Origin of the sequence: Paenibacillus sp. Mc5Re-14, assembly GCF_001049835.1 — a bacterium.
GTDB classification, from domain to species: Bacteria; Bacillota; Bacilli; order Paenibacillales; family Paenibacillaceae; genus Paenibacillus; species Paenibacillus polymyxa_C.
Window position 1 is genome coordinate 3178612 of record NZ_CVPD01000001.1, and the last position, 26052, is coordinate 3204663.

The following is a 26052-nucleotide window of genomic DNA, read 5'->3' on the forward strand; positions in this document are numbered from 1 at the left end:
TATGAGCACGGAAGTTCGTGTACGCTATGCACCAAGTCCTACAGGGCATCTGCATATTGGCAATGCCAGAACAGCATTATTTAATTATTTGTTTGCCCGCAATCAAGGCGGGAAATTTATTATTCGCATCGAAGACACAGATGTGAAACGCAATATTGAAGGTGGAGAAGAAAGCCAGCTTAAATATTTGAAATGGTTAGGCATGGACTGGGATGAAAGTATAGACGTGGGCGGCGAGTTTGGACCTTATCGCCAGACCGAACGCTTGGACATCTACAAAACATACTGGCAGGATTTGCTGGATCGTGGTCTGGCATACCGCTGTTATTGTACGGAAGAGGAGCTTGAACGCGAGCGTGAAGAACAGATGGAACGTGGGGAGACACCACGTTACTCAGGAAAACACCGTGATTTAACAGAAGAACAGTGCCAAGCATTTGAAGCCGAGGGCCGTGTACCAAGTATTCGTTTTCGCGTACCTGAAGATCGTGAATATACGTTTGATGATATTGTTAAAGGTCAAATTACGTTCAATTCCAAGGAAAGCGGCGATTTTGTTATCGTCAAAAAAGACGGTATTCCGACATATAACTTCGCCGTAGCGGTTGACGACTATTTGATGAAAATATCGCATGTACTACGGGGCGAAGATCATGTATCTAATACACCGCGGCAGTTGATGATTTTTGAAGCTCTCGGCTGGGAGCCTCCACGCTTTGGTCATATGACGCTGATCGTAGGCGAGGATCACAAAAAGCTCAGCAAACGAAATGAATCCATTATTCAGTTCATGGAGCAGTACGATAAGCTGGGCTATCTGCCGGAAGCTATATTCAACTTTATCGCACTGTTGGGCTGGTCTCCGGAAGGCGAGGAAGAGATCTATGATCGGGAACAACTGATTTCGATTTTCGATCCTAATCGTTTGTCCAAAAGCCCAGCTGTATTTGATACAAACAAGCTTGCTTATTTGAATAATCATTATATTAAAAAAGCTGATCCTGAGCGGATTGCGAGCATGGCCATTCCACATTTGCAGGCAGCAGGGCTGTTGCCGAATGAATTATCGACGGAACAACAGGATTGGGCTAAAGCTCTTGTCCGCTTATACCAAGAACAAATGACTTCAGCGTCTGATATTGTGGCGTTGTCTGAGTTGTTTTTCCGTTCGCATCTGGAGTTGGATGCTGATGCGGCGGCTGTTCTGGCCGAAGAGCAGGTTCCTGATGTACTTAGAGCCTTTGCAGGCAAGGTTGAAACGAGCGAGGAATTTACAGCTCCACAAATGGCCAAGCTGATCAAGGAAGTCCAAAAGGAAACTGGTTTTAAGGGGAAACAGCTGTTCATGCCGATTCGTGTGGCCCTTACAGGTCAAACTCATGGACGGGATCTGAACGAGACCATCTATTTACTTGGACGTGACAAGGTGTTGGATCGTCTTAAGGCACAAATTAAAGGCTGATATTTCTTGTCAATTTGTTGTCTTTTCGCTATAATGACTCCATTGATATGGATTGATACTTACGTGTAAAGGCTGCGAACAGGAGAAGTACACTGCATAAGGGCATCTACCAGAGAGGACGGTCGAGGGGAAACCCCAGGCTGAGAACCGTCTAGATGACCTGCGGAGGAAATGCGCCTGGGAGCCGTGCGCCCGAACCCTCGTTAGCCTACAATGCTAATGCGGCAAGGGCTTGCCGATTCGTTCCCGTTACAGGACGCCAAAGACGGACTTTTCTGCTTTTTTTGTAGCAGATATGTTCGAAGCAGAGTGGGACCACGTATATGCGTCTCTGCAGCCTAGGCTGCGGAGGCGCTTTTTCATTTTTATCAGATTTAGACTCGCTGTAGATTGAAAATTGTCGAAGCGTGCTAGTGACTACGAAAATTGGCGAAATCTGAAGTGTGATGCGGCGAGGATATGGAGGGAAGAGGAGGGCGACATGTTCAGGCATTTCAAATCCGATATTCAAACTGTTTTGGATAATGATCCGGCCGCCCGGAGTAAGCTGGAAGTCATTTTTACGTATTCTGGCGTTCATGCCCTTTGGGCACACCGAATCGCACATTGGTTTTATTTGCGAAAGTGGTGTACTCTAGCCCGTGTTATATCCCAGGTATCGAGGTTTATGACAGGAATTGAAATTCATCCTGGCGCTCGTATCGGAGATCGGCTGTTCATTGATCACGGCATGGGTGTTGTCATTGGCGAAACCTGTGAAATTGGCGACGATGTCGTGTTATATCAGGGGGTTACTCTTGGAGGGACTGGAAAAGAGAAAGGGAAGCGCCACCCCACCATTGGGAATAATGTCGTTATAGGCTCGGGTGCGAAAATATTGGGTTCATTTACGATTGGGGCGCAATCCAACATTGGCTCCAACTCGGTTGTGCTAAAAGAAGTTCCGCCAAACAGTACGGTAGTGGGCATCCCAGGGCGAGTGGTCAGACAGGATGGCAGACGTCCAGATCGACTTAGTCACCAGTTGCCTGATCCGGTCGTCGATTCTATACGGTCTCTTCAAATGGAAATAGAACGATTGCGAGCAGAATTGTCTGATTTGAAGGAGGAGCAATCTGCTCAGAAACATCAGGTGACCCAAGAGAATAAATTACAAGGATAATTTTCATGAGGGAGGAACATAACGATGTCGCTTCAAATTTATAATACAATGACGAGGAGCCGGGAGCCTTTTGTGCCACTGGAGCCTGGAAAGGTTAAAATGTATGTATGTGGTCCTACAGTGTATGATTACATTCATATTGGTAATGCACGGCCTGTAATTGTGTTTGATGTGGTACGCAGCTACTTGGAGTATGTGGGCTATGATGTAAACTATGTGGTGAATTTTACGGATGTCGATGACAAGTTGATCCGCAAAGCTCGGGAACTTAATATGGAGGTTCCGGCAGTTGCTGAGAAGTTTATTGCTGCCTATCATGAGGATTTGGCAGGATTGAATGTTCCTGCTGCCAGCATAAATCCTCGTGTAACTGAGAGCATGGATCTGATTATTGATTTTATCAAGGATCTGGTAGACAAAGGCTATGCCTATGAGAATGATGGTGATGTCTTCTACCGAACCAAAAAGTTTAAAGACTACGGACAGCTGTCAGGTCAAAATTTGGAGGAGCTCCAGTTTGGGATTCGCATCAATGTGGATGAACGCAAGGAGAATGCCGAGGATTTTGTACTCTGGAAAGCAGCGAAACCGGGAGAAATTTACTGGTCAAGTCCTTGGGGAGATGGACGCCCAGGCTGGCATATCGAATGCTCTGCTATGGCTCGTCACTATTTGGGGGATACGCTGGATATTCATGGAGGCGGACAGGATCTGCAATTTCCGCATCATGAATGTGAATGTGCACAATCTGAAGTGATTACGGGTAAACCATTATCTCGCTACTGGATGCATAACGGATATATTCGCATAGATAATGAAAAAATGTCGAAATCACTCGGTAACGGTATTTTGGTTAAAGATCTGCGTGCTCGTCACAAGCCCGAGGCTTTACGTTATTTTATGCTGTCGACACATTACCGCAATCCTTTGAACTACAACCAAGAGACGATGAGTCAGGCGGAGAATAGTGTCGAACGGATTGCCAATGCAGTCGCCAATGTAAAGCATCGTTTAGCCATTGCATTGAAAGGTAATGAAGAAGTATCGGCTGAGCTGCAAATGAAGCTTGACGGGATATTGCAGCAATTTGGTGAAAAAATGGATGATGATTTCAATACGCCTGATGCGATTACTGCGGTGTTCGAATGGGTCAGCGAAGCCAATCTTTTGTTGCAGCGTGATGTTGTCAATCAGGCGGAATTGCAAGCGGTGCTGCATACCTTCCATTCGATGAATACGGTGCTTCGCATTTATTCAGAACCGAGTGAAGAACTGCTGGATGGCGAAGTTGAGCAGTTAATTGCAGAACGTGTCGAAGCTCGTAAAACTAAAAACTGGGGTAGAGCTGACGAAATTCGCGATTTGTTAGCTACTAAAGGCATTGTGCTTGAAGATACGGCACAGGGGATGCGGTGGCGGCGGAAATGAGTGATAAGCCACTGAATTCAGGAGCTGTGGAAGGCGCAGGAAACTGGTTTCCGTATCCTGCGTCCAAGCCGGCTCGCTTGATGCCCCCTATTGCGTTAGCTTACATTGGTGATGCAGTGTATGAGGTGGCTGTCCGGCAATATCTGTTGGCACACCCCAACCTGCGTCCCAATCATTTACATCGACGAGCTACAAAGCTAGTCTCTGCCAAGGCACAGTGTCGTATGTTGGGGTTGCTAGAAACAGTGCTGACGGATGAAGAGCGTGACATTGTCCGACAAGGGAGAAATGCCAAGTCAGGGAGCCTGCCCAAAAATGCTGATGTGCTTGAGTATCGACACGCCACAGCACTGGAAGGATTGATTGGTTATCTGTATTGTGATGGACATTTGGACAGATTGACAGAGTTGATTACGTACGGAATTGCACAAATGGAAAATACCGAAAAATCATAAATTGGAGACGGATTGGATGAATTGAATATCAACCGTTTTCCGGGAGGAAGCTAGAGATGGAAGAAGAATGGATTGCCGGTAAGCATTCGGTAACAGAGGCGCTGCGTTCAGGCAGGACGATAAATAAAATTTGGATTGCGGATAATGCACAAAAGCATTTGACATTGCCGATTACAGCTGAGGCGAAAAAAGCAGGAATCATTGTTTTGCAGGTAGACAAGCGTAAGCTCGATCAAATGGTTCCAGGCATTCAGCATCAGGGAGTGGTTGCGCAAGCAGCACCTTTTGCCTACGCTGAAGTGGAAGACTTGCTTGCTAGTGCTCGTGCTAAAGGCGAAGAGCCGTTTTTGATTTTGCTGGATGAAATTGAAGATCCTCATAACTTGGGCTCCATCCTTCGTACGGCGGATTGCACTGGAGCACACGGTATTATAGTGCCAAAAAGGCGTTCAGCAGCTGTAACTGTAACGGTGTCTAAAACATCGGCGGGTGCTGTGGAGTACGTTCCAGTGGCACGGGTGAGCAATCTGGGGCAAACCATTGACCGTCTTAAAGAAGAAGGTGTATGGGTAGTTGGCACGGATGTTACAGCAACCGATCCCGTCTTTGGGAATGGGGTATTCACCGGTCCTGTAGCGATTGTCATTGGTAACGAAAATAAAGGAATGGGCCGTTTGATCCGTGAGAAATGTGATGTACTTGTCAAGCTGCCGATGGCGGGACAAATCAATTCTCTCAATGCTTCTGTAGCTGCAGGTGTCGTCATGTACGAAGTCTTGCGCGGACGACAGGCACGGAGCTAACGATATGGCTGACACGCGGGATGTTCTGCTTGTGGACGGTTACAACATGATTGGAGCCTGGCCCGAACTTTCCGCACTGGTACAATCTGGTATGCAGGAAGCGAGGGACAGACTTCTTGAACGACTGGCGGATCATCAGGCGTATTCGGGCAGAAGAGTCATCGTCGTGTTTGATGCTTACAGGGTGCCAGGATTAGGTAAAACCTTTGCCCAGAGCAAAGTCCAGATTTATTTTACGAGAGAAAAAGAGACAGCCGACGAATGCATCGAACGATTGGTTCGGGAGCTGAGCAGCAAGAGAAGAAGCATTTACGTAGCGACAAGTGATCAGGTAGAGCAGCATGTTGCTTTTGGCCAAGGAGCACTCAGAATATCGGCACGAGAATTGCTGATCGAGATTGAGGAATCTGAAAGGGAAGTCCAGAAGCGAATTCAGCAGGATAACGCCAAATTGTCCCGCAACTCGTTGGATGCCAAGCTGAGTCCGGAGCTTCGAAAGCTGTTCGAACGATGGAGAAGAGAATGATCCAATAATTGGTGCACTCTCCATTTTGAAACCATTGACAATTTTGTTAGCGCTCTTCTTTTTTAGGTTGTTGTGGTTGACGGTATCAGGTTACATCGCGTATACTTGTCGTATATTTGAGAGAGTAACGGGTACCTTGCGTTGCAGCCGGAGGGATTGTTAGTGAGTGTGGACCTCAAAGATATCATGTTGTCAAAGTTTGATTACAAAAATGATGAAGACATTGTCGGAGCAGTCCATGAAGGTGATGGGGAAGCGCTGGAGTTTCTGATTAACAAGTACCGGAACTTTGTGCGGGCCAAGGCTAGATCCTACTTCCTGATTGGTGCTGATCGCGAGGATATTATTCAGGAGGGCATGATTGGTCTCTACAAATCCATTCGTGATTTTAAGGGAGACAAGCTAGCTTCGTTTAAGGCTTTCGCCGAGTTGTGCATTACACGACAGATTATTACGGCAATTAAGACGGCTACACGACAAAAGCACATTCCTCTGAACTCTTACGTATCTCTGGACAAGCCCATCTATGATGAAGAGTCAGACCGGACGTTGCTCGATGTGATTTGTGGAACACAAGTAAGTGACCCTGAAGAGCTGATTATCAATCAGGAAGAGTTTGTGGGTCTTGAGGACAAAATGTCCGAGATTCTGAGCGAGCTAGAACGCAAGGTACTTATGTTGTATCTGGACGGACGTTCGTATCAGGAGATTGCAGAGGATCTTGACCGCCATGTTAAATCCATTGATAACGCGCTGCAACGGGTCAAGCGTAAACTTGAAAAGTATCTGGAAGTAAGGGATAGTTGAAAGTAGAGGCTGACATGGAAAAGGCTCGAGTTTGAGTCTTTTTTTATTCGTTTTGGGTAAGCTGTGCAGGTTTATAAGTGTTGTAAATGATTTATACTAAAAAAGATGAATAATAGATATCGCTTTGATTTTGAAGCAGTATTTCAGAGAACAGCTCCAAAGGATGGACAGATGTAAAAATGCACCACAACCGGGACTGCGAAATGTATGCAAACATTCGTTGACATGGAAAACCCCGTGTGATAAAGTGTTTTAGGTAGGCCTAAATTCGCGGTTTTTTTTAGGATCAATTATGAGACTTCCGGTGTTGGATGTCTTCGGGAGGTGCACATCATGCGGGTAATTATTACTTTGGCTTGTACAAATTGCAAACAAAGAAATTACACAACGACGAAAAACAAGCGTAATCACCCCGACCGCATGGAGATGAAGAAATTCTGTAAGTCCTGTAACGAACAGACTTCTCATCGGGAAACCAGATAGTTTTTGGAGGTGTAGTCGGCGTGAAACGCAGTTTCAAGTCTCTGTTTTCCTTTTTCTCTGAAAGCTGGGCTGAACTCAAGAAAGTTCGCTGGCCCAATCGTAAAGAACTGACCAACTATACGCTGATTGTCATAGGGACGATTGCGTTCGTCACGATTTATTTTTGGGTTCTCGATATCGGCATTTCCGCTGTGATCGAAGCGATTATCTAGGAAGGGTTCCAGGTGGCTTGATATGGAAAAAAGATGGTACGTCGTTCATACCTATTCAGGGTATGAGAACAAAGTCAAAGCCAATTTGGAAAAACGCGTTGAGTCCATGGGCATGGAAGACAAGATATTCCGTGTTCTTGTTCCTATGGAAGAAGAACTGGTAACCAAGGACGGTAAGAAAAAAACCGTTATGCGTAAAGTCTACCCTGGTTATGTCTTGGTCGAAATGGTCCAAACCGATGATTCTTGGTATGTTGTACGCAACACACCAGGTGTTACGGGATTTGTAGGGTCGACAGGCTCGGGTTCCAAACCGACGCCATTGCTTCCGGAAGAAGTTGAACAGATTCTGAAGCATATGGGCATGGTAGAGCCGAAACCGAAGATTGAATTCGATGTTAAGGAATCCGTGCGAATTAAAGTTGGTCCTTTTGCGAATTTTGTGGGCTCCGTGGAAGAAATTTTGGTTGAGAAGAGCAAGCTTAAGGTTCACGTCAACATGTTTGGACGGGAAACCCCGCTTGAGTTGGATTATACTCAAGTGGAGAAAATATAGATTTTTCTTACAGGTTTCTTGTGGGAGGATCAATAGGTCCGTCTACCACTATTGAGTCAAGGAGGTGTCATCCATGGCAAAAAAGGTAATTAAAATGGTAAAACTGCAGATTCCTGCAGGGAAAGCTAATCCAGCGCCTCCAGTAGGTCCAGCTTTGGGTCAAGCAGGTGTCAACATTATGGCATTCTGTAAAGAGTTCAATGCTCGTACTGCTGATCAAGCAGGCCTGATTATTCCGGTTGAAATTTCGGTATTTGAGGATCGTTCTTTTACGTTCATCACCAAAACTCCACCGGCTGCTGTTCTGTTGAAAGTTGCTGCTAAAATCGAAAAAGGTTCCGGTGAACCGAATAAAACGAAAGTTGCAACTGTAAATCGCGCTGCTGTTCGTCAAATTGCAGAGCAAAAAATGCCTGACCTTAACGCAGCTTCCGTAGAATCGGCAATGCGTATGGTTGAAGGTACTGCTCGCAGCATGGGTATCACCATCGTAGATTAATTTTATTAATCTACGTGTGCCGGCAGTTTGACTGTCCGGTAAGTGTGGGAGGAATATCCGCTAATACCACATAAGGAGGAAAAGATAATGGCTAAACATGGTAAGAAGTACCTGGAAGCTGCTAAGCTGATTGACAGCGAAGCAACTTATGAGCCTTTGGAAGCCGTTGAATTGGTGAAAAAGGCTGCAACTGCTAAATTCGACGAAACCGTTGAAGCTGCAGTTCGTCTGGGCGTAGATTCCCGTAAACAAGACCAGGCTGTTCGTGGTGTTGTTGTCCTGCCACATGGTACGGGTAAAACACAACGTGTTCTGGTATTTGCAAAAGGTGACAAAGTGAAAGAAGCGGAAGCGGCTGGCGCTGATTTTGTTGGCGATCAAGATATGATCAACAAAATCCAACAAGGCTGGTTCGAATTCGACGTCTGCGTTGCGACACCTGATATGATGAGTGAGGTTGGTAAACTGGGTCGTTTGCTCGGTGGTAAAGGTTTGATGCCTAACCCTAAAGCAGGCACAGTTACTTTCGATGTTGCCAAGGCTGTTCAAGAAATTAAAGCCGGTAAAATCGAATACCGTCTCGACAAAGCAGGTCAAATTCACGCACCAATCGGCAAAGCTTCTTTCAGTGCTGAACAACTGAACGAAAACCTTAAAGCCTTGATTGAAGCCTTGAACCGTGCGAAGCCAGCGGCTGCTAAAGGTGTATACCTGAAAAACATCGCTATTTCTTCGACTATGGGACCAAGTGCACGTGTGAACGCATCTGTTTACAGATAATATTTTTATTGACAGGTTCAATTGAATTTGTTATTCTGTAAAAGTTGTGAGTCATTGTGACTGACCGTTAAAGTTGAATATGCTTACCGTAGACAGTAGGTGCCTTCGGGCTTAATTTCCTACCGAGGTGTTATGATAGAACGTTTCATGTGACGGGCTTGTCCCGTCCATGTAGATTTATCAAGCCTTCGTACTCTACGGAGGCTTTTTTCATGCTCATGAAAACGACTTTGGTAGATCACCAGAATGGGTGTTTCGAACAAAGTAGATAAATTGATCAGGAGGTGTACAGTTTGGCAAATGCAAAGGTGATTCAAGCAAAACAAGAAGCTGTTGAAGTTGTAGCTGCAAAATTGCGCGAGAGCGTAACAACTGTAGTTGCAGACTATCGCGGTCTGAATGTTGCCCAAGTAACTGAGCTGCGTAAGCAGCTTCGCGAAGCCGGAATCGAATTTCAAGTGCTGAAAAACACACTGCTCCGCCGTGCAACTGCGGCAGCAGGATTGACTGAACTGGACGCAGTATTGACAGGTCCTACTGCAATCGCGTTCGGTAAAGATGATGCAGTGTCTGCAGCTAAAATCTTGAACGATTTCGCTAAGAAAAACAATGCATTGGAACTGAAAGGTGCAGTTGTAGAAGGTCGTGTGATCGGTGTTGAGGAAATCAAAGCGCTGGCAGAACTGCCATCCCGCGAAGGTCTCCTTTCCATGCTCCTCAGCGTGCTTCAAGCTCCTATGCGCAACTTCGCGCTTGCAGTTAAAGCTGTTGCAGATAAAGAAGAGCAAAGTGCATAAGTTGGGATTTAAACCTGCTGTATAGCAGTTAAGAACAAAAAATACGAATTTAAATGGAGGTTCAACCATGAGTAAAGAGCAAATCTTGGAAGCAATTAAAGGTATGTCCGTATTGGAACTGAACGATCTCGTGAAAGCAATCGAAGAAGAATTCGGCGTAACTGCAGCAGCTCCAGTAGCTGTAGCAGGTGGCGCAGCAGGTGGCGCAGCAGAAGCTGAGCAATCCGAGTTCGACGTAATCTTGACAAGCGCTGGCGCTTCCAAAATCAACGTTATCAAAGCAGTTCGCGAAATCACAGGTCTTGGCCTGAAAGAAGCAAAAGAACTGGTTGACAACGCTCCAAAACCACTGAAAGAAAAAGTTGCAAAAGAAGAAGCTGAATCCGTTAAAGCAAAATTGGAAGAAGCAGGCGCTTCTGTAGAAGTAAAATAATTGACTGCTCTCTAGCAGACAATGAATTAAAACAAACCCCTTGAGGTGATCTTCAAGGGGTTTGTTGCTGTAAAACGGTATTATGAACAGGTCTGAGATATTATTCTAAAGGCTATGATGTTAGTACGACCGTATAACCGAAAGAGGTGGGCGTGAATGGCTGATCATTATTACTCCAAACGGCCAGAGACGGCGCATGAACGACGAAGTTTAGAAACAGTGCTACGTGGACGTTCCTATCGATTTGCCAGCGATTCAGGCGTTTTTTCAAAGCAGGGAATTGATTATGGGAGTCGAGTGCTGATCGAAGCTATGCAACTTCCTACAAATGCCTCGGTATTGGATGTAGGATGTGGTTACGGACCGATTGGTTTGACGGCGGCAACGCTTGTCCCAGACGGACACGTTACAATGGTTGATATTAACGAGCGAGCCGTTCAATTAGCGGTAGAGAATGCGGAGCGTAATGGGATTAAAAATGTCACCATTAAGCAAAGTGATTTGTTTGCAGAAGTGCAACACGAACGTTTTGACGTGATCTTGACGAATCCTCCTATACGTGCAGGGAAGGAAACGGTGCACACCATTTTTGAACTTGCATATGAGCATTTAAACGAGGGTGGAGCTTTGTGGGTCGTCATCCAGAAAAAACAGGGTGCTCCTTCGGCGAGCGCTAAAATAGAGAGCCTTTTCGGTTATGTGGAGGAAGTTACGAAGGATAAAGGTTATCGGATTCTGAAGGCAGAAAAAACTTTTAGAAAAATGCAATAGGACCATTGACTTGAATCCTGGTCTGTGATATCATTATAAAATGTCAGTATTAGGATGCCCTCCATGGCTTTAGTTTGTTGAAATGTCAATAGATTTATGCGTAGCAGGGTATAGTATTTATACCTATTACGTATAATATAACCATTTTGGGCAAATCTACAAGTGATGAAGATCTTCCGGCAAGAGGATTCCGCAGATACGTCGCTCTTTTTTCGAATGCATTCGAGTAAGGGCTTTTCTGTATTTGTAAGATCGAATCTTCTGTATGTGTCTTATTATAAGGTCACAAACAGAGGTTCGCAATGTATTTTTAAAGTGAGTAGACATGAGGGGTGAGTTTAAGTTGGCAGGACATCTTGTTCAATATGGTCGACGCACTCGGCGCAGTTATGCACGTATTAATGAGGTACTCGAGGTTCCCAACCTGATTGAGATCCAACAAAAATCCTATGATTGGTTTTTGGAGGAAGGATTACGGGAAATGTTTCGGGATATTTCTCCAATTCAAGATTTCACAGGAAATCTGATTCTGGAGTTTATCGATTACTCTCTCGGAGAACCCAAATATACCGTTGACGACGCAAAGGAACGCGACGTTACGTATGCAGCACCGCTTCGGGTAAAAGTCCGGCTTATTAATAAAGAAACCGGGGAAGTGAAAGAGCAGGAAGTATTCATGGGAGACTTCCCGCTGATGACTGAAACGGGTACGTTTATTATTAACGGTGCGGAACGGGTTATTGTCAGCCAGTTGGTTCGCTCTCCCAGCGTCTATTTCAGCACAAAAGTCGACAAGAATGCGAAAACAACATACACCGCAACGGTAATTCCTAACCGGGGGGCTTGGCTCGAACTGGAGATGGATGCGAAGGATATTATCTATGTCCGGATTGACCGTACCCGTAAAATTCCGGTTACGGTGTTGCTGCGTGCGCTTGGCTTTGGCACTGATGCTGAGATTCTGGATTTGCTCGGCAATGACGAATATATCCGCAACACACTTGATAAAGACAACACGGATTCCACGGAGAAAGCGCTGATCGAAATTTATGAGCGTCTTCGTCCGGGTGAGCCGCCTACATTGGATAACGCAAAGAGCTTGCTTGTTGCACGTTTCTTTGATCCAAAACGTTATGATCTGGCCAACGTAGGCCGTTACAAAATCAATAAAAAGCTTCACATCAAAAACCGTCTGTTCAACCAACGGCTTGCTGAGACCCTGATTGATACGACAACTGGTGAAATCATTGCTGAAGCAGGGCAAATGGTAGACCGCCGCCTGTTGGACGAGATTTTGGCTCAACTGGAAGAGTCGGTTGGACACCGTACGTATCATGTTGCTAGTGGTGTTTTAGAAAGCAACGATATTCCGCTTCAAACGATTGATGTATTCTCGCCAATTGAAGACGGTAAAGTGGTAAAACTGATTGCCAATGGGAATATCGATAAATCGGTTAAGAACATTACGCCTGCCGATATTATTTCCTCCATCAGTTATTTTATTAACTTGCTTCACGGAATCGGAAGTACGGACGACATTGACCATTTGGGTAACCGTCGTTTGCGTTCTGTAGGTGAGTTGCTTCAAAATCAGTTCCGGATCGGTTTGTCCCGTATGGAACGCGTGGTGCGCGAAAGAATGTCGATTCAGGATGCTAATGTAATCACGCCACAGGCGCTGATTAACATACGTCCGGTCATTGCGTCGATTAAAGAGTTCTTTGGTAGCTCCCAGCTGTCTCAGTTTATGGATCAGACAAACCCGCTTGCTGAATTAACGCACAAACGTCGTCTGTCTGCACTCGGACCCGGCGGTTTGACGCGCGAACGCGCGGGCATGGAAGTACGTGACGTCCATCCAAGTCACTACGGCCGTATGTGTCCTATTGAGACACCAGAGGGACCGAACATTGGTTTGATCAACTCTTTGTCCACTTTCGCACGTATTAATGAGTATGGATTTATCGAAGCTCCTTATCGTTGGGTAGATCCGAAAACCGGAAAAGTTACAGACCAGATTGATTACCTGACTGCTGATGAGGAAGATAACTACATCGTTGCTCAGGCAAATGCGGAACTAACAGAAGAAAACACCTTTAAGGATGAAATCGTTATTGTCCGCTATAACAAGCAGTCTGATAACATTATTCCAATGGCAAGTAGCCGTGTTGATTACATGGACGTATCGCCTAAACAGGTCGTATCGGTCGCAACTGCACTGATTCCGTTCCTGGAGAATGATGACTCGAACCGCGCACTGATGGGTTCCAACATGCAGCGGCAGGCTGTGCCACTGCTGATTCCGAAAGCGCCTTTGGTAGGAACAGGGATGGAACATAAGTCTGCAAAAGATTCTGGTGTTTGCGTTGTCTCCAAGTACAACGGGGTAATTGAACGTTCTTCGGCTAACGAAATTTGGCTGCGTCGTATTGAAACGGTAGACGGTACTGAAGTAAAAGGCGATATTGTTAAGTATAAATTACACAAATTTATGCGTTCTAACCAAGGAACATGCATTAATCAGCGTCCGATTGTGAACAGAGGCGATATTGTCAAGGTTGGCGATATTCTTGCCGATGGTCCTTCCACCGAGATGGGTGAGTTGGCACTGGGACGTAACGTTGTCGTAGCGTTCATGACTTGGGAAGGTTATAACTACGAGGATGCGATCTTGCTGAGCGAGAAGCTGGTTAAAGAGGATGTATATACCTCGATCCATATCGAGGAATACGAATCTGAAGCTCGTGATACGAAGCTTGGACCAGAAGAAATCACTCGTGATATTCCGAATGTTGGTGAAGAAGCGCTTCGCAATTTAGATGAACGCGGCATCATTCGCATCGGTGCGGAAATCGCCGCAGGTGACATTCTTGTTGGTAAAGTAACACCTAAGGGTGTGACTGAGTTGACAGCTGAAGAACGTCTATTGCATGCGATCTTCGGTGAGAAGGCGCGCGAGGTTCGTGATACTTCCTTGAGAGTTCCTCACGGAACTGACGGGATCGTTGTAGATGTTAAAGTATTTACACGTGAAAATGGCGATGAGCTGCCACCGGGTGTAAACCAGCTGGTGCGCGTATACATTGCTCAAAAACGTAAAATTTCCGAAGGCGATAAAATGGCTGGACGTCACGGTAACAAGGGTGTCGTTGCCCGTATTCTGCCTGAAGAAGATATGCCATTCTTGCCGGATGGCACCCCAGTACAAGTCGTACTGAACCCGCTGGGCGTACCTTCCCGGATGAACATCGGACAGGTGCTTGAAGTGCATCTGGGTATGGCTGCAATGCGTCTTGGTATCCATGTGGCAACTCCAGTATTCGATGGTGCCAAGGAATATGACGTATTTGATACGATGGAAGAAGCGGGTATGCAACGCAATGGTAAAACGGTGTTGTATGATGGACGTACAGGTGATCGTTTTGAACGTGAAGTTACTGTCGGTGTCATGCACATGATCAAACTGGCGCACATGGTAGACGATAAGATCCATGCCCGTTCTACAGGTCCTTACTCTCTCGTTACGCAACAGCCATTGGGTGGTAAAGCCCAATTCGGTGGTCAGCGCTTCGGGGAGATGGAAGTATGGGCACTGGAAGCTTACGGTGCAGCGTACACGCTTCAGGAAATTTTGACTGTGAAATCCGATGATGTGGTTGGACGTGTTAAAACTTACGAATCCATCGTCAAAGGTGAAAATGTCCCTGAACCAGGTGTTCCTGAATCATTCAAGGTCTTGATCAAAGAGCTGCAAAGCTTGGGTATGGACGTGAAGATTCTGTCTGAAGACGAACAAGAGATCGAAATGAGAGAGCTTGATGATGAAGATGACACAACTGGCGATAAGCTGAGTTTGAATCTGGAAGGCTCTGAGGTTGGCGTAGAGTAGATTGACTGCTGACTGACTCATATCAGCTTTGTTATATGCTTTGATCCATTTTTGGATGGATCAGGCTTCTTGATACCGCCCGGTGCTGCCGGGCGGTATCAAACCTAAAAACTCAGGATTTGGTTAAGGAGGGTTGCTCCTTGTTGGACGTTAACAATTTCGAATATATGAAAATCGGGCTTGCTTCCCCCGAAAAGATTCGTTCTTGGTCCCGCGGAGAAGTCAAAAAACCGGAGACGATTAACTATCGTACGCTTAAACCGGAAAAAGAAGGACTATTTTGCGAGAAAATTTTCGGACCTACGAAAGATTGGGAATGTCACTGTGGTAAGTACAAACGTGTACGCTATAAAGGTGTTGTCTGTGACCGCTGTGGAGTAGAAGTTACTCGCGCTAAGGTTCGCCGTGAGCGTATGGGCCACATTGAGTTGGCTGCTCCTGTATCGCACATTTGGTACTTCAAAGGCATTCCGAGTCGTATGGGTCTTGCTCTTGATATGTCTCCAAGATCTTTGGAAGAGATCATTTACTTCGCATCTTATGTTGTAACCGATCCAGGAGATACGCCTTTGGAGAAAAAGCAACTCCTGTCCGAGAAAGAATACCGCAGCTATCGTGAGAAATATGGCTACGGATTCCAGGCGGGAATGGGTGCTGAAGCGGTTAAAAAGCTTCTTCAAGATTTAGATATAGACAAAGAATTAGAATTCTTGAAAGAAGAGCTACGTACAGCTCAAGGGCAACGTCGAAACCGTGCGATCAAACGCCTTGAAGTTATTGAGGCATTCCGTAACTCTGGTAACCAACCGGATTGGATGATCATGGACGTACTGCCTGTTATTCCTCCTGAGCTTCGTCCAATGGTACAGCTGGACGGTGGACGTTTTGCTACTTCTGACCTTAATGATCTGTATCGTCGTGTTATTAACCGTAATAACCGTCTGAAACGCTTGTTAGATTTGGGTGCGCCAGATATTATCGTGCAAAATGAAAAACGGATGCTGCAGGAAGCTGTTGATGCTCTGATTGATAATGGTCGTCGTGGTCGTCCTGTTACAGGTCCGGGTAATCGTCCTTTGAAATCCCTCAGCCATATGCTGAAAGGTAAACAAGGACGTTTCCGTCAAAACTTGCTCGGGAAACGTGTTGACTATTCCGGTCGTTCCGTTATCGTAGTAGGCCCGTACTTGAAGATGTACCAATGTGGTCTGCCGAAAGAAATGGCGCTGGAGCTGTTCAAGCCTTTTGTTATGAAAGAGCTTGTTAACAAAGGTTTGGCACACAACATTAAGAGCGCGAAGCGTAAAGTAGAGCGTGTGAGTGCTGAAGTGTGGGATGTACTCGAAGAAGTAATCAAGGAGCATCCGGTTCTTCTAAACCGTGCCCCTACGCTGCATAGACTAGGTATTCAAGCGTTTGAACCGATCTTGGTTGAAGGTCGTGCGATTCGTTTGCATCCGCTCGTATGTACGGCATACAATGCTGACTTTGACGGTGACCAAATGGCGGTTCACGTTCCGCTGTCTGCAGAGGCTCAAGCGGAAGCTCGTTTGCTCATGCTGGCATCCGGCAACATTTTGAATCCGAAAGACGGCAAGCCTGTTGTTACTCCTTCCCAGGATATGGTCCTTGGCTCATTCTATTTGACAATGGACAACAAGGAAGAAGAAGGAAGTAACATGATCCTTCGCAACCCGAATGAGGCTATCTCAGCTTACCAACGCGGAACAGCGGGTCTTCATGCTCGTGTAGCTATTCCGGTTAAAGCTTTGAATAAAACGAGCTTTACAGAGAAGCAGCAGGATGCGATGTTGATTACAACCGTGGGTAAAATTATCTTTAATGAGATTTTCCCAGCAAGCTTCCCGTATATCAATGACGCTACTCGTGCCAACCTGCTCTATGGTACTGCTGAAGAGTTCTTTGTTTACGAGAAAGGTGTAAATCTTACTGAAGCCATCCAGAACGCTCCGCAAGCTGGTGGAGTGGGCAAGGATTACCTTGGTAATATCATCGCCCGTTGCTTTGAAATTTACCATACGACAGAAACCGCCGTGATTTTGGATAAGATCAAACAGCTTGGCTTTACGTATTCTACTCGTGCAGGTGTGACGGTTGCTGTGGCAGACGTAGTTGTACCTCAAGAGAAACAGGATATTCTTAAGGCATCTGATGATAAAGCACAAGTCGTGACCAATCAGTACCGTCGTGGTCTGATTACGAACGAGGAACGCTATGACCGGATTATTGATATTTGGTCTAAGGCTAAAGACGATATCACAGACATTTTGATGAAATCCATGGATCGCTACAACTCTATCATGATGATGGTTGATTCTAAAGCGCGTGGTAACAAATCACAGATTACCCAGCTTGGCGGTATGCGTGGACTGATGGCGAATCCATCTGGTCGTATTATCGAGCTCCCAATCAAATCGAACTTCCGTGAAGGTCTGACAGTACTCGAGTACTTTATCTCCACTCACGGAGCGCGTAAAGGTTTGGCGGATACAGCCTTACGTACGGCTGACTCTGGTTACCTAACTCGTCGTCTCGTTGATGTGGCGCAGGATGTTATCGTGCGCGAAGATGACTGCGGAACGGATAAAGGCTTTACAGTAAGTCGCATCCAGGATGGTAAAGAAGTCATTGAGGACCTGTACGATCGTCTGGAAGGTCGCTATTGCTTCGAAACCGTACGTCATCCTGAAACGGGTGAAATCTTGGCTAGACGCAACGAACTGATTGACTCCAACAAAGCTGAAGCGATCGTTAAAGCTGGTGTGGATAAAGTTCAAATTCGTTCCGTACTAAGCTGCCGTGCTAAACATGGCGTCTGCAAAAAATGTTACGGCCGTAATCTGGCTACTGGCAAGCACGTTGAGATTGGTGAAGCGGTTGGTATTATCGCGGCTCAATCCATCGGTGAACCAGGGACACAGCTCACCATGCGTACGTTCCACACAGGTGGTGTAGCGGGCGACGATATCACCCAAGGTTTGCCTCGTATCCAGGAGCTTTTTGAAGCGCGTAATCCTAAAGGTCAGGCAACCATCAGTGAAATTGACGGTGTAGTTAAAGAGGTTCGTGAAGGGAAAGACCGTCGCGAAATCGACATTCAGGGTGAAGCTGAAACAAAAACCTATTCGGTCACTTATGGTTCACGTCTGCGCGTAAGCGAAGGCATGACTGTGGAAGCCGGGGACGAACTGACGGATGGTTCGATTGACCCTAAAGAAATGCTGCGTATTAAAGGTATTCGCGGGGTGCAGAACTATATCCTTCAGGAAGTTCAACGTGTATACCGGAACCAGGGTGTAGAAATCAACGACAAGCACGTAGAAGTTATGATTCGTCAAATGTTGCGTAAAATTCGTATCATTGATGCGGGCGACACGACACTGCTTCCAGGTTCATTTGTTGATGTGCATGAGTATGAAAATGCAAACAAGATAGCAATTCTCAGCGGCCAAGAACCAGCGGTAGCCAAACCAGTTCTTCTTGGTATCACCAAGGCGTCTTTGGAAACTGACTCCTTCTTGTCAGCAGCTTCCTTCCAGGAAACTACTCGTGTCCTGACAGATGCAGCTATCAAAGGAAAAGTCGATCAGTTGCTTGGATTGAAAGAGAATGTAATTATCGGTAAATTGATCCCTGCGGGAACAGGTATGAACCGTTACCGTAGCGTGAAATTTGCCCAGCCTGAAGAGGGGCAATCCTCATCTGAGGAGCTCGAACCCATTTCAGCTGAGTAGTAATATAAAAAAAAGTATGATAAGCCCGGAACACCGTAGATATAAGCTTTGGTAAAGGTTGTAGCAACGGTGCTCCGGTGCTTCTTATAAAAATGTAACGTATTACTTTGTTTAAATAGATTATAGTTGATAATTGTCTTGACATTGTTCATAGTCAATGCTAATATAGCAAAGGTGCGTGAGCAGCCTATATGCTATTGGGTCTTTTCGGAGGAATGAGATATGTCTAAAGAACAGGGACTGCAAGATGCTCATGTCAAAATCGGTACCAAACAAACCATTCGTATGGTAGAATTGGGCTTCGCCTCGGAAGTATATGTGGCAGAAGATGCAGATCAGCGTTTCACTTCCAACATCATTGATTTGTGCAATAAGCACGGGGTCAAAGTGACTCTCGTAGATACAATGAAAAATCTCGGAGCTGCATGCGGGATTGAAGTGGGAGCCGCGATGGCTGCTATCGTAAAACAATAGGGTAAGGAACGTTTTTGTCTAGGGAATCGTTATTCTTGGCGGCAAAGACTTTTCATTTGTTCTTTTATGAACCGCCTGGGTCTGTGGGCTTAGATAAGGTTTATAAAGTAACAGCAAAAATTGAGGAAGGGGGTGGCAACCAACATGCCAACTATTAACCAACTGGTTCGTAAAGGACGTCAAGCCAAAATCGAGAAATCGAAATCACCGGCTTTGCAAAAAGGTTTTAATGCCTTGAAACGTGAAGCTACCGACATCAGTGCCCCGCAAAAACGCGGAGTGTGCACTCGTGTAGGTACTATGACTCCGAAAAAACCGAACTCCGCACTTCGTAAATATGCCCGTGTTCGCTTGACGAACCGTGTAGAGGTGACTGCTTACATTCCAGGTATTGGACATAACCTTCAAGAACACAGCGTAGTGCTGATTCGCGGTGGTCGTGTAAAAGACCTTCCGGGTGTACGTTACCACATCGTTCGCGGTGCTTTGGATACTGCAGGCGTAAACAACCGCATGCAAGCTCGTTCCAAATACGGCGCAAAACGCCCTAAAGCTAAAAAATCCTAATGAATATAAACCGCATATGCAGGTTTAACATGTAAGAAAGGGGGATATCCATGCCACGCAAAGGTCCAGTTACCAAAAGAGACGTGTTGCCAGATCCGGTATACAACAGCAAGTTGGTTACTCGCTTGATCAACCGCATCATGCTCGACGGAAAACGAGGCGTTGCTCAAAGCATTCTGTATAATGCGTTCAAGCTTATCCAAGAACGTACGGGTAATGACCCGATGGAAGTATTTGAAGCAGCTATCAAGAATATCATGCCAGTCCTGGAAGTTAAAGCACGCCGTGTCGGCGGTGCCAACTACCAAGTACCAATCGAGGTAAAACCAGAAAGACGTACGTCCCTGGGATTACGTTGGCTCGTAAACTACTCCCGCAACCGCGGCGAGAAAACTATGGAAGAGCGTTTGGCGGCTGAGATTATCGATGCTTCCAACAACACAGGCGCTTCCGTGAAGAAACGTGAAGACACGCACAAAATGGCTGAAGCAAACAAAGCGTTTGCTCACTATCGTTGGTAGGATTCAGCTCAAAAAAATAACTTCAATTTTGAAGGGAGACCCATTTCATGGCAAGAGAGTTCTCCTTGAAAAATACACGTAATATCGGGATCATGGCTCATATTGACGCGGGTAAAACCACAACAACAGAGCGGATCTTGTTCTACACAGGCCGTACGCACAAAATCGGTGAAGTTCACGAAGGTGCTGCGACAATGGACTGGATGGAACAAGAACAAGAGCGCGGAATCACGATTACTTCCGCTGCGACGACCGCTGCCTGGAAAGGTCACCGCGTCAATATCATCGACACCCCGGGGCACGTTGACTTCACTGTTGAAGTTGAACGTTCCCTTCGTGTATTGGACGGAGCAGTTGGTGTTTTCAGTGCGAAAGAAGGCGTTGAGCCTCAGTCTGAAACTGTATGGAGACAGGCTGATCGCTATGGCGTTCCACGGATCGCATATGTAAACAAAATGGACATTATCGGTGCCGACTTCTTGAACGTTGTAGCAGATATGCGTGATCGCCTTCAAGCGAACGCAGTTGCGATTCAACTTCCAATCGGTGCAGAAAATGACTTTTTAGGTATTATCGATATCGTTGGGCAAAAGGCTTATATGTACAAAGATGACCTTGGTCAAAATATCGAAGAAACCGAAATTCCTGCGGAATATAAAGACAAAGTCGAAGAACTCCGCAACGAATTGATTGAGAAGGTTGCCGAACTGGATGAAGATTTGACTATGAAATACCTTGAAGGCGAAGAGATCACGGTTGAAGAAATTAAAGCCGCTCTCCGCAAAGGTGTTGTAGAAGTTAAGATCTTCCCAGTTATCTGTGGATCTTCCTACCGTAACAAAGGTGTTCAGTTGATGCTGGACGCTGTTGTTGATTACCTGCCAGCTCCTATTGATGTACCAAGTATTCAAGGTCATCTGGAAGATGGAACGGAAGTTGAACGTCATTCTTCTGATGAAGAGCCTTTCTCTGCATTGGCCTTCAAAATCATGACGGACCCTTACGTTGGTAAATTGACATTCTTCCGCGTATATTCCGGTGTTCTTCAATCCGGTTCTTACGTATTGAATGCAACAAAAGGCAAACGTGAACGTATCGGACGTATTCTTCAAATGCACGCGAATAGCCGTCAAGAAATCACTGAAGTTTACTCCGGTGACATTGCGGCAGCCGTAGGTTTGAAAGATACAGGTACAGGTGATACACTGTGTGATGAGAAGAATCCTGTTATTCTCGAATCCATGAACTTCCCTGATCCGGTTATCGAAATCGCGGTTGAGCCTAAAACCAAAGCTGACCAAGACAAGATGGCAGTTGCACTCGGTAAGTTGACCGAAGAAGATCCAACTCTTCGCGCTTCTACTAACGAAGAAACTGGCCAAACTATCTTGGCAGGTATGGGTGAGCTTCACTTGGACATTATCATTGACCGTATGCGTCGTGAGTTCAAAGTGGAAACCAATGTTGGTAAACCGCAGGTAGCATACCGTGAAACATTCCGTGCTCCAGCACGTGTTGAAGGTAAGTTTGTTCGTCAATCCGGTGGTCGTGGTCAATATGGTCACGTATGGGTTGAGTTCGAACCACTCGAAGCAGGTACTGGTAGCCAGTTTGAAAGCAAGGTTGTCGGTGGCTCTGTTCCAAGAGAATACATCGGACCTGCACTTGCTGGTATTGAAGAGCAAATGAAAAACGGTGTCCTTGCAGGCTTCCCGCTTGTGGACGTTAAAGCTACAATTGTGGATGGATCATACCATGATGTCGATTCCAATGAAATGGCATTTAAAATTGCCGGTTCAATGGCGCTGAAAGCAGCGAAAGACAAATGTAAACCTGTATTGCTTGAGCCGATTATGAAAGTTGAAGTAACGGTTCCAGAGGAATACATGGGTGACGTAATGGGGATGCTGAACTCCCGTCGTGGTCGGATTGAAGGTATGGATTCCCGTGGTGGTGCCCAAATTATTCGTGCAATGGTTCCATTGTCCGAAATGTTTGGATATTCCACTACACTTCGTTCCGGTACACAAGGACGCGGTGTGTTCTCCATGGAGCTTCATCACTATGAAGAAGTTCCGAAGAGCATTGCTGAAGAGATCGTTGCCAAAACCAAAGGCGGCGAGTAATACAGTGTATTAGCTGATCGGATACTCTAGGTTTTTTCAAGGGGTTTCCGACAGCATAAAAATAAAACATGTTATTGAGGAGGAATTGTTCAAATGGCAAAGGCTAAGTTTGAACGTAACAAACCGCACGTTAATATCGGTACAATTGGTCACGTCGATCATGGTAAAACAACTTTGACTGCTGCAATCACAACTGTACTTTCCAAAACTTACGGTGGTGCTGCTGTAGCATTCGATCAAATCGATAAAGCTCCAGAAGAGCGCGAACGCGGTATCACAATCTCCACTGCACACGTGGAATACGAAACACCTAACCGTCACTATGCACACGTTGACTGCCCAGGTCACGCCGACTATGTTAAAAACATGATCACTGGCGCTGCACAAATGGACGGAGCGATTCTGGTTGTATCCGCAGCTGACGGTCCTATGCCGCAAACTCGCGAACACATCCTCTTGTCCCGTCAAGTAGGTGTTCCATACATCGTTGTATTCCTGAACAAATGCGACATGGTTGAAGACGAAGAGTTGCTGGAATTGGTTGAAATGGAAGTTCGCGACTTGCTGAGCGAGTATGACTTCCCAGGCGACGACACTCCAATCACTCGTGGTTCCGCTCGTGAAGCACTGCAAAACCCAGATGGCGACTGGGCTAAGAAAATCGTTGAAATGTTCGAAACAATCGACACTTACATCCCAACTCCAGAACGCGACACTGACAAGCCTTTCCTTATGCCTGTCGAGGACGTATTCTCCATCACTGGTCGTGGTACAGTTGCTACAGGCCGTGTAGAGCGTGGTACTGTTAAAGTGGGCGACGAAATCGAAATCATCGGTATTCAAGAAGAATCCCGTAAATCCGTAGTAACAGGCGTAGAAATGTTCCGTAAATTGCTTGACTCCGCTCAAGCTGGTGACAACATCGGCGCACTGCTTCGCGGTGTAGATCGTGCACAAATCGAGCGTGGCCAAGTATTGGCTAAACCAGGTTCTGTTAACCCACATACAGAATTCTCTGCTCAAATCTACGTTTTGACTAAAGAAGAAGGCGGACGTCACAAACCTTTCTTCACTGGTTACCGTCCACAGTTCTACTTCCGTACAACTGACGTAACTGGTATCATTACTCTGCCAGAAGGTTCCGAAATGGTAATGCCTGGTGATAACATTACGGTTACTGTTCAACTGATCAGCCCAATCGCGATTGAAGAAGGAACTAAGTTCTCCATTCGTGAAGGTGGACGTACAGTTGGTGCAGGCGCTGTAGCAACAATCTCCAAATAATAAGGCTACGAGTCTTGAATATAGCAACATTGTACTGGAACGAGTAACATCGTATTGGAACGAAGTAAAACGAGCCCCTGCCATGGTGCGGGGGCTTTTCTCTTGAGGAAAATTGCAAGCTACGAGCACAATTGTTATCTTTGAAAATAAGATGCATTGTTTTTTTACGTTTTTGCTTGCAATAGGCAGAAGTATTCGATATAATAACTAATGTTGTTTGTGACTGTGCGATGATGTGAGAGGTTACTGACACACCCGGCCCCTTTGCCATGGGAGGGCTGTCGGAAAATTTTCACGGAGTATGTCCGATACCAAATTGGGCGATAGAAGGAGGGACTAAAATGGCAAAGCAAAAAATTCGTATTCGTTTGAAAGCTTACGATCACAGAATTCTTGATCAATCCGCTGAGAAAATTGTTGAAACAGCTAAACGTTCGGGTGCAGGTGTTTCCGGACCAATTCCGCTGCCAACTGAAAAACAAATCATTACTATTCTCCGTGCGGTACACAAGTACAAGGATTCTCGGGAACAATTCGAAATGCGCACACACAAGCGTTTGATCGACATTGTTAATCCGACTCCACAAACTGTGGATGCCTTGATGCGCTTGGACCTGCCGTCCGGTGTAGATATCGAAATTAAATTGTAATATGTAATCAGGAAAAGAAAAGAGGTGTCAACATGAAAGGTATCTTAGGAAAAAAACTCGGAATGACTCAAGTGTTTACCCCTGAAGGTAACGTACTTGCTGTTACGGTTATCGAAGCTGGTCCTTGTGTTGTTCTGCAAAAGAAAGATCTGGAAAACGATGGATACGAAGCTATCCAACTCGGATTCTCTGATAAAAAAGAAAAAAGATCCAACAAACCTGAAGCAGGGCATGCTAAAAAAGCAAATACTGCACCTAAGCGCTACGTTCGTGAACTTCGTGGCATCGACCTTGCTGCGTACGAGGTTGGCCAAGAACTGAAGGCTGATGTCTTCACAGAAGGCGAATTCGTTGACGTAACAGGTATTTCTAAAGGTAAAGGTTTTGCCGGCGTTATCAAACGTTGGGGACAAAGCCGCGGACCAATGGCACACGGCTCGCGTTACCACAGAGGTCCAGGTTCTATGGGTTCCATTCAAGCTAACCGCGTTCCTAAAGGTAAACACTTGCCAGGACACATGGGGCATGAAACGGTAACGATTCAACGCCTTGAAGTTGTTAAGATCGATACAGAACGTAATGTATTGCTCGTGAAAGGTTCCATTCCAGGACCTAAAAACAGCTTCGTTAAAGTATTAGAAACGGTGAAAAAATAATCAACTGAGGAAAGGAGGAGCACAAAATGCCAAAAGTAGCACTATTTAATATTAGCGGCAGCCAAGTTGGCGAAATTGAATTGAACGATGCAGTGTTCGGTATCGAACCGAATAAACACGTTCTTCATGACGCTGTTGTTATGCAATTGGCTTCCCTGCGTCAAGGTACTCACAAAGTAAAAGGACGTTCTGAAGTACGTGGCGGCGGACGTAAACCTTGGAAACAAAAAGGTACTGGTCGCGCTCGTCAAGGTTCAATTCGTGCACCACAATGGGTTGGTGGCGGTACTGTATTCGGTCCGACTCCACGCAGCTATGCTTACAAATTGCCTAAAAAAGTTCGTCGTCTGGCGATCAAATCGGCACTGTCATCCAAAGTGATTGAGAATGAAATCATCGTATTGGACGCTCTTACACTGAACGGACCTAAAACGAAAGAATTCGCAGCCATTTTGAATAACCTTAAAGCTGATCGTAAAGCATTGATTGTAGCTCCTAGCTATGATGACAATGTAGCACTGTCCGCTCGTAATATTCCTGGTGTGAAGTTTGTAGCCGCAGACGGCATTAATGTTCTTGATGTGCTCGGACACGACAAACTGATCATTACGAAGGAAGCAGTTCAGAAGGTAGAGGAGGTGCTCGCGTAATGAAGGATCCTCGTGATATTATCAAACGTCCGATTATCACCGAACGTACGGCTGGTATGATGAATGACTTGAAATATGTTTTCGAAGTTGACATTCGTTCCAATAAAGTCGAAGTTAAAAAAGCAATCGAAGCGATTTTTAACGTGAAAGTAAGTAACGTTAATACACTTCGTGTGCCTGCGAAACCAAAACGCTACGGTCGTCATTCCGGCTATACGAGCGAGTGGAAAAAAGCGTTCGTAACGCTGAGCAAAGACAGTAAGCCGCTTGAGTTTTTTGAAACAGTATAATTGAATCTGTAAAGTA

General features: G+C 45.7%; 26 protein-coding genes and 1 other annotated feature. All 26 genes read left to right on the top strand.

What is annotated here, in order from left to right; genetic code table 11:
• The first annotated feature begins 1 nt into the window (after position 1).
• The 26 genes from gltX (at position 2) to rplW (ending at position 26036) form a co-directional block, all read left to right on the top strand.
• Positions 2-1462 carry a glutamate--tRNA ligase gene (gene gltX, locus BN1546_RS14375; RefSeq protein WP_013373285.1) on the top strand — a complete coding sequence of 487 codons (1461 nt, stop codon included), beginning with the start codon at positions 2-4 and terminating at the stop codon, positions 1460-1462.
• Between the two features lie 481 nt (positions 1463-1943).
• Positions 1944-2624: a serine O-acetyltransferase gene (cysE, locus tag BN1546_RS14380; protein ID WP_013373284.1), complete on the top strand. Its 681-nt coding sequence runs from the start codon at positions 1944-1946 to the stop codon at positions 2622-2624.
• Positions 2625-2648: 24 nt separating this feature from the next.
• Positions 2649-4052 (top strand): cysteine--tRNA ligase, encoded by a 1404-nt coding sequence (gene cysS, locus BN1546_RS14385; RefSeq protein WP_040102787.1) that lies wholly within the window; start codon positions 2649-2651, stop codon positions 4050-4052.
• Positions 4049-4507, top strand: coding sequence for a Mini-ribonuclease 3 (locus BN1546_RS14390; RefSeq protein WP_058712138.1), 459 nt, complete (start codon positions 4049-4051; stop codon positions 4505-4507). Before cysS ends, BN1546_RS14390 begins: the two co-directional genes overlap by 4 nt.
• 56 nt (positions 4508-4563) lie before the next feature.
• Positions 4564-5310: a 23S rRNA (guanosine(2251)-2'-O)-methyltransferase RlmB gene (rlmB, locus tag BN1546_RS14395; RefSeq protein ID WP_013373281.1), complete on the top strand. Its 747-nt coding sequence runs from the start codon at positions 4564-4566 to the stop codon at positions 5308-5310.
• 4 nt (positions 5311-5314) lie between these two features.
• Positions 5315-5836: an NYN domain-containing protein gene (locus tag BN1546_RS14400; RefSeq protein WP_090738078.1), complete on the top strand. Its 522-nt coding sequence runs from the start codon at positions 5315-5317 to the stop codon at positions 5834-5836.
• 162 nt (positions 5837-5998) lie between these two features.
• Positions 5999-6643, top strand: a complete 645-nt coding sequence (gene sigH, locus BN1546_RS14405) for an RNA polymerase sporulation sigma factor SigH (RefSeq protein WP_016324748.1) — start codon at positions 5999-6001, stop codon at positions 6641-6643.
• Positions 6644-6976: 333 nt separating this feature from the next.
• On the top strand, positions 6977-7126 hold the full coding sequence (rpmG, locus tag BN1546_RS14410; protein WP_013373278.1) for a 50S ribosomal protein L33: 150 nt from the start codon (positions 6977-6979) through the stop codon (positions 7124-7126).
• A 20-nt stretch (positions 7127-7146) separates the two neighbouring features.
• Positions 7147-7338, top strand: a complete 192-nt coding sequence (secE, locus tag BN1546_RS14415; RefSeq protein ID WP_013312170.1) for a preprotein translocase subunit SecE — start codon at positions 7147-7149, stop codon at positions 7336-7338.
• Between the two features lie 22 nt (positions 7339-7360).
• Positions 7361-7894, top strand: a complete 534-nt coding sequence (gene nusG, locus BN1546_RS14420) for a transcription termination/antitermination protein NusG (protein WP_007432596.1) — start codon at positions 7361-7363, stop codon at positions 7892-7894.
• A gap of 73 nt (positions 7895-7967) precedes the next feature.
• Complete coding sequence (gene rplK, locus BN1546_RS14425) at positions 7968-8393, top strand: 50S ribosomal protein L11 (RefSeq protein WP_007432595.1); 426 nt, start codon at positions 7968-7970, stop codon at positions 8391-8393.
• Between the two features lie 87 nt (positions 8394-8480).
• Positions 8481-9173 carry a 50S ribosomal protein L1 gene (gene rplA, locus BN1546_RS14430; protein ID WP_007432594.1) on the top strand — a complete coding sequence of 231 codons (693 nt, stop codon included), beginning with the start codon at positions 8481-8483 and terminating at the stop codon, positions 9171-9173.
• A gap of 68 nt (positions 9174-9241) precedes the next feature.
• Positions 9242-9393, top strand: a sequence feature (ribosomal protein L10 leader region).
• A gap of 73 nt (positions 9394-9466) precedes the next feature.
• Positions 9467-9970, top strand: a complete 504-nt coding sequence (gene rplJ / locus BN1546_RS14435) for a 50S ribosomal protein L10 (RefSeq protein ID WP_090738080.1) — start codon at positions 9467-9469, stop codon at positions 9968-9970.
• Positions 9971-10037: 67 nt separating this feature from the next.
• Entirely contained in the window at positions 10038-10403 is a 366-nt protein-coding gene (gene rplL / locus BN1546_RS14440) for a 50S ribosomal protein L7/L12 (protein ID WP_013373275.1), read from the top strand.
• Positions 10404-10559: 156 nt separating this feature from the next.
• Complete coding sequence (locus BN1546_RS14445) at positions 10560-11174, top strand: class I SAM-dependent methyltransferase (protein ID WP_040102791.1); 615 nt, start codon at positions 10560-10562, stop codon at positions 11172-11174.
• A 343-nt stretch (positions 11175-11517) separates the two neighbouring features.
• Positions 11518-15063 (top strand): DNA-directed RNA polymerase subunit beta, encoded by a 3546-nt coding sequence (gene rpoB / locus BN1546_RS14450; protein ID WP_013373273.1) that lies wholly within the window; start codon positions 11518-11520, stop codon positions 15061-15063.
• Positions 15064-15203: 140 nt separating this feature from the next.
• Entirely contained in the window at positions 15204-18818 is a 3615-nt protein-coding gene (gene rpoC / locus BN1546_RS14455) for a DNA-directed RNA polymerase subunit beta' (protein ID WP_013373272.1), read from the top strand.
• 222 nt (positions 18819-19040) lie between these two features.
• Positions 19041-19292, top strand: a complete 252-nt coding sequence (locus tag BN1546_RS14460; RefSeq protein ID WP_013373271.1) for a ribosomal L7Ae/L30e/S12e/Gadd45 family protein — start codon at positions 19041-19043, stop codon at positions 19290-19292.
• 144 nt (positions 19293-19436) lie between these two features.
• Positions 19437-19859 (top strand): 30S ribosomal protein S12, encoded by a 423-nt coding sequence (gene rpsL / locus BN1546_RS14465; protein WP_007432587.1) that lies wholly within the window; start codon positions 19437-19439, stop codon positions 19857-19859.
• 50 nt (positions 19860-19909) lie between these two features.
• Positions 19910-20380: a 30S ribosomal protein S7 gene (gene rpsG / locus BN1546_RS14470; RefSeq protein ID WP_007432586.1), complete on the top strand. Its 471-nt coding sequence runs from the start codon at positions 19910-19912 to the stop codon at positions 20378-20380.
• 47 nt (positions 20381-20427) lie between these two features.
• Positions 20428-22506 carry an elongation factor G gene (gene fusA / locus BN1546_RS14475; RefSeq protein WP_016324746.1) on the top strand — a complete coding sequence of 693 codons (2079 nt, stop codon included), beginning with the start codon at positions 20428-20430 and terminating at the stop codon, positions 22504-22506.
• A gap of 93 nt (positions 22507-22599) precedes the next feature.
• Positions 22600-23790, top strand: a complete 1191-nt coding sequence (gene tuf / locus BN1546_RS14480) for an elongation factor Tu (RefSeq protein ID WP_013373267.1) — start codon at positions 22600-22602, stop codon at positions 23788-23790.
• A 341-nt stretch (positions 23791-24131) separates the two neighbouring features.
• Positions 24132-24440 carry a 30S ribosomal protein S10 gene (gene rpsJ, locus BN1546_RS14485; protein ID WP_005544556.1) on the top strand — a complete coding sequence of 103 codons (309 nt, stop codon included), beginning with the start codon at positions 24132-24134 and terminating at the stop codon, positions 24438-24440.
• 32 nt (positions 24441-24472) lie between these two features.
• Positions 24473-25096, top strand: a complete 624-nt coding sequence (rplC, locus tag BN1546_RS14490; protein ID WP_013312161.1) for a 50S ribosomal protein L3 — start codon at positions 24473-24475, stop codon at positions 25094-25096.
• 26 nt (positions 25097-25122) lie between these two features.
• A complete protein-coding gene (gene rplD, locus BN1546_RS14495; RefSeq protein WP_013312160.1) occupies positions 25123-25746 on the top strand; it encodes a 50S ribosomal protein L4 in 624 nt (207 codons plus the stop codon).
• Positions 25746-26036, top strand: a complete 291-nt coding sequence (gene rplW, locus BN1546_RS14500; RefSeq protein ID WP_013373266.1) for a 50S ribosomal protein L23 — start codon at positions 25746-25748, stop codon at positions 26034-26036. Before rplD ends, rplW begins: the two co-directional genes overlap by 1 nt.
• Positions 26037-26052: the final 16 nt, after the last annotated feature.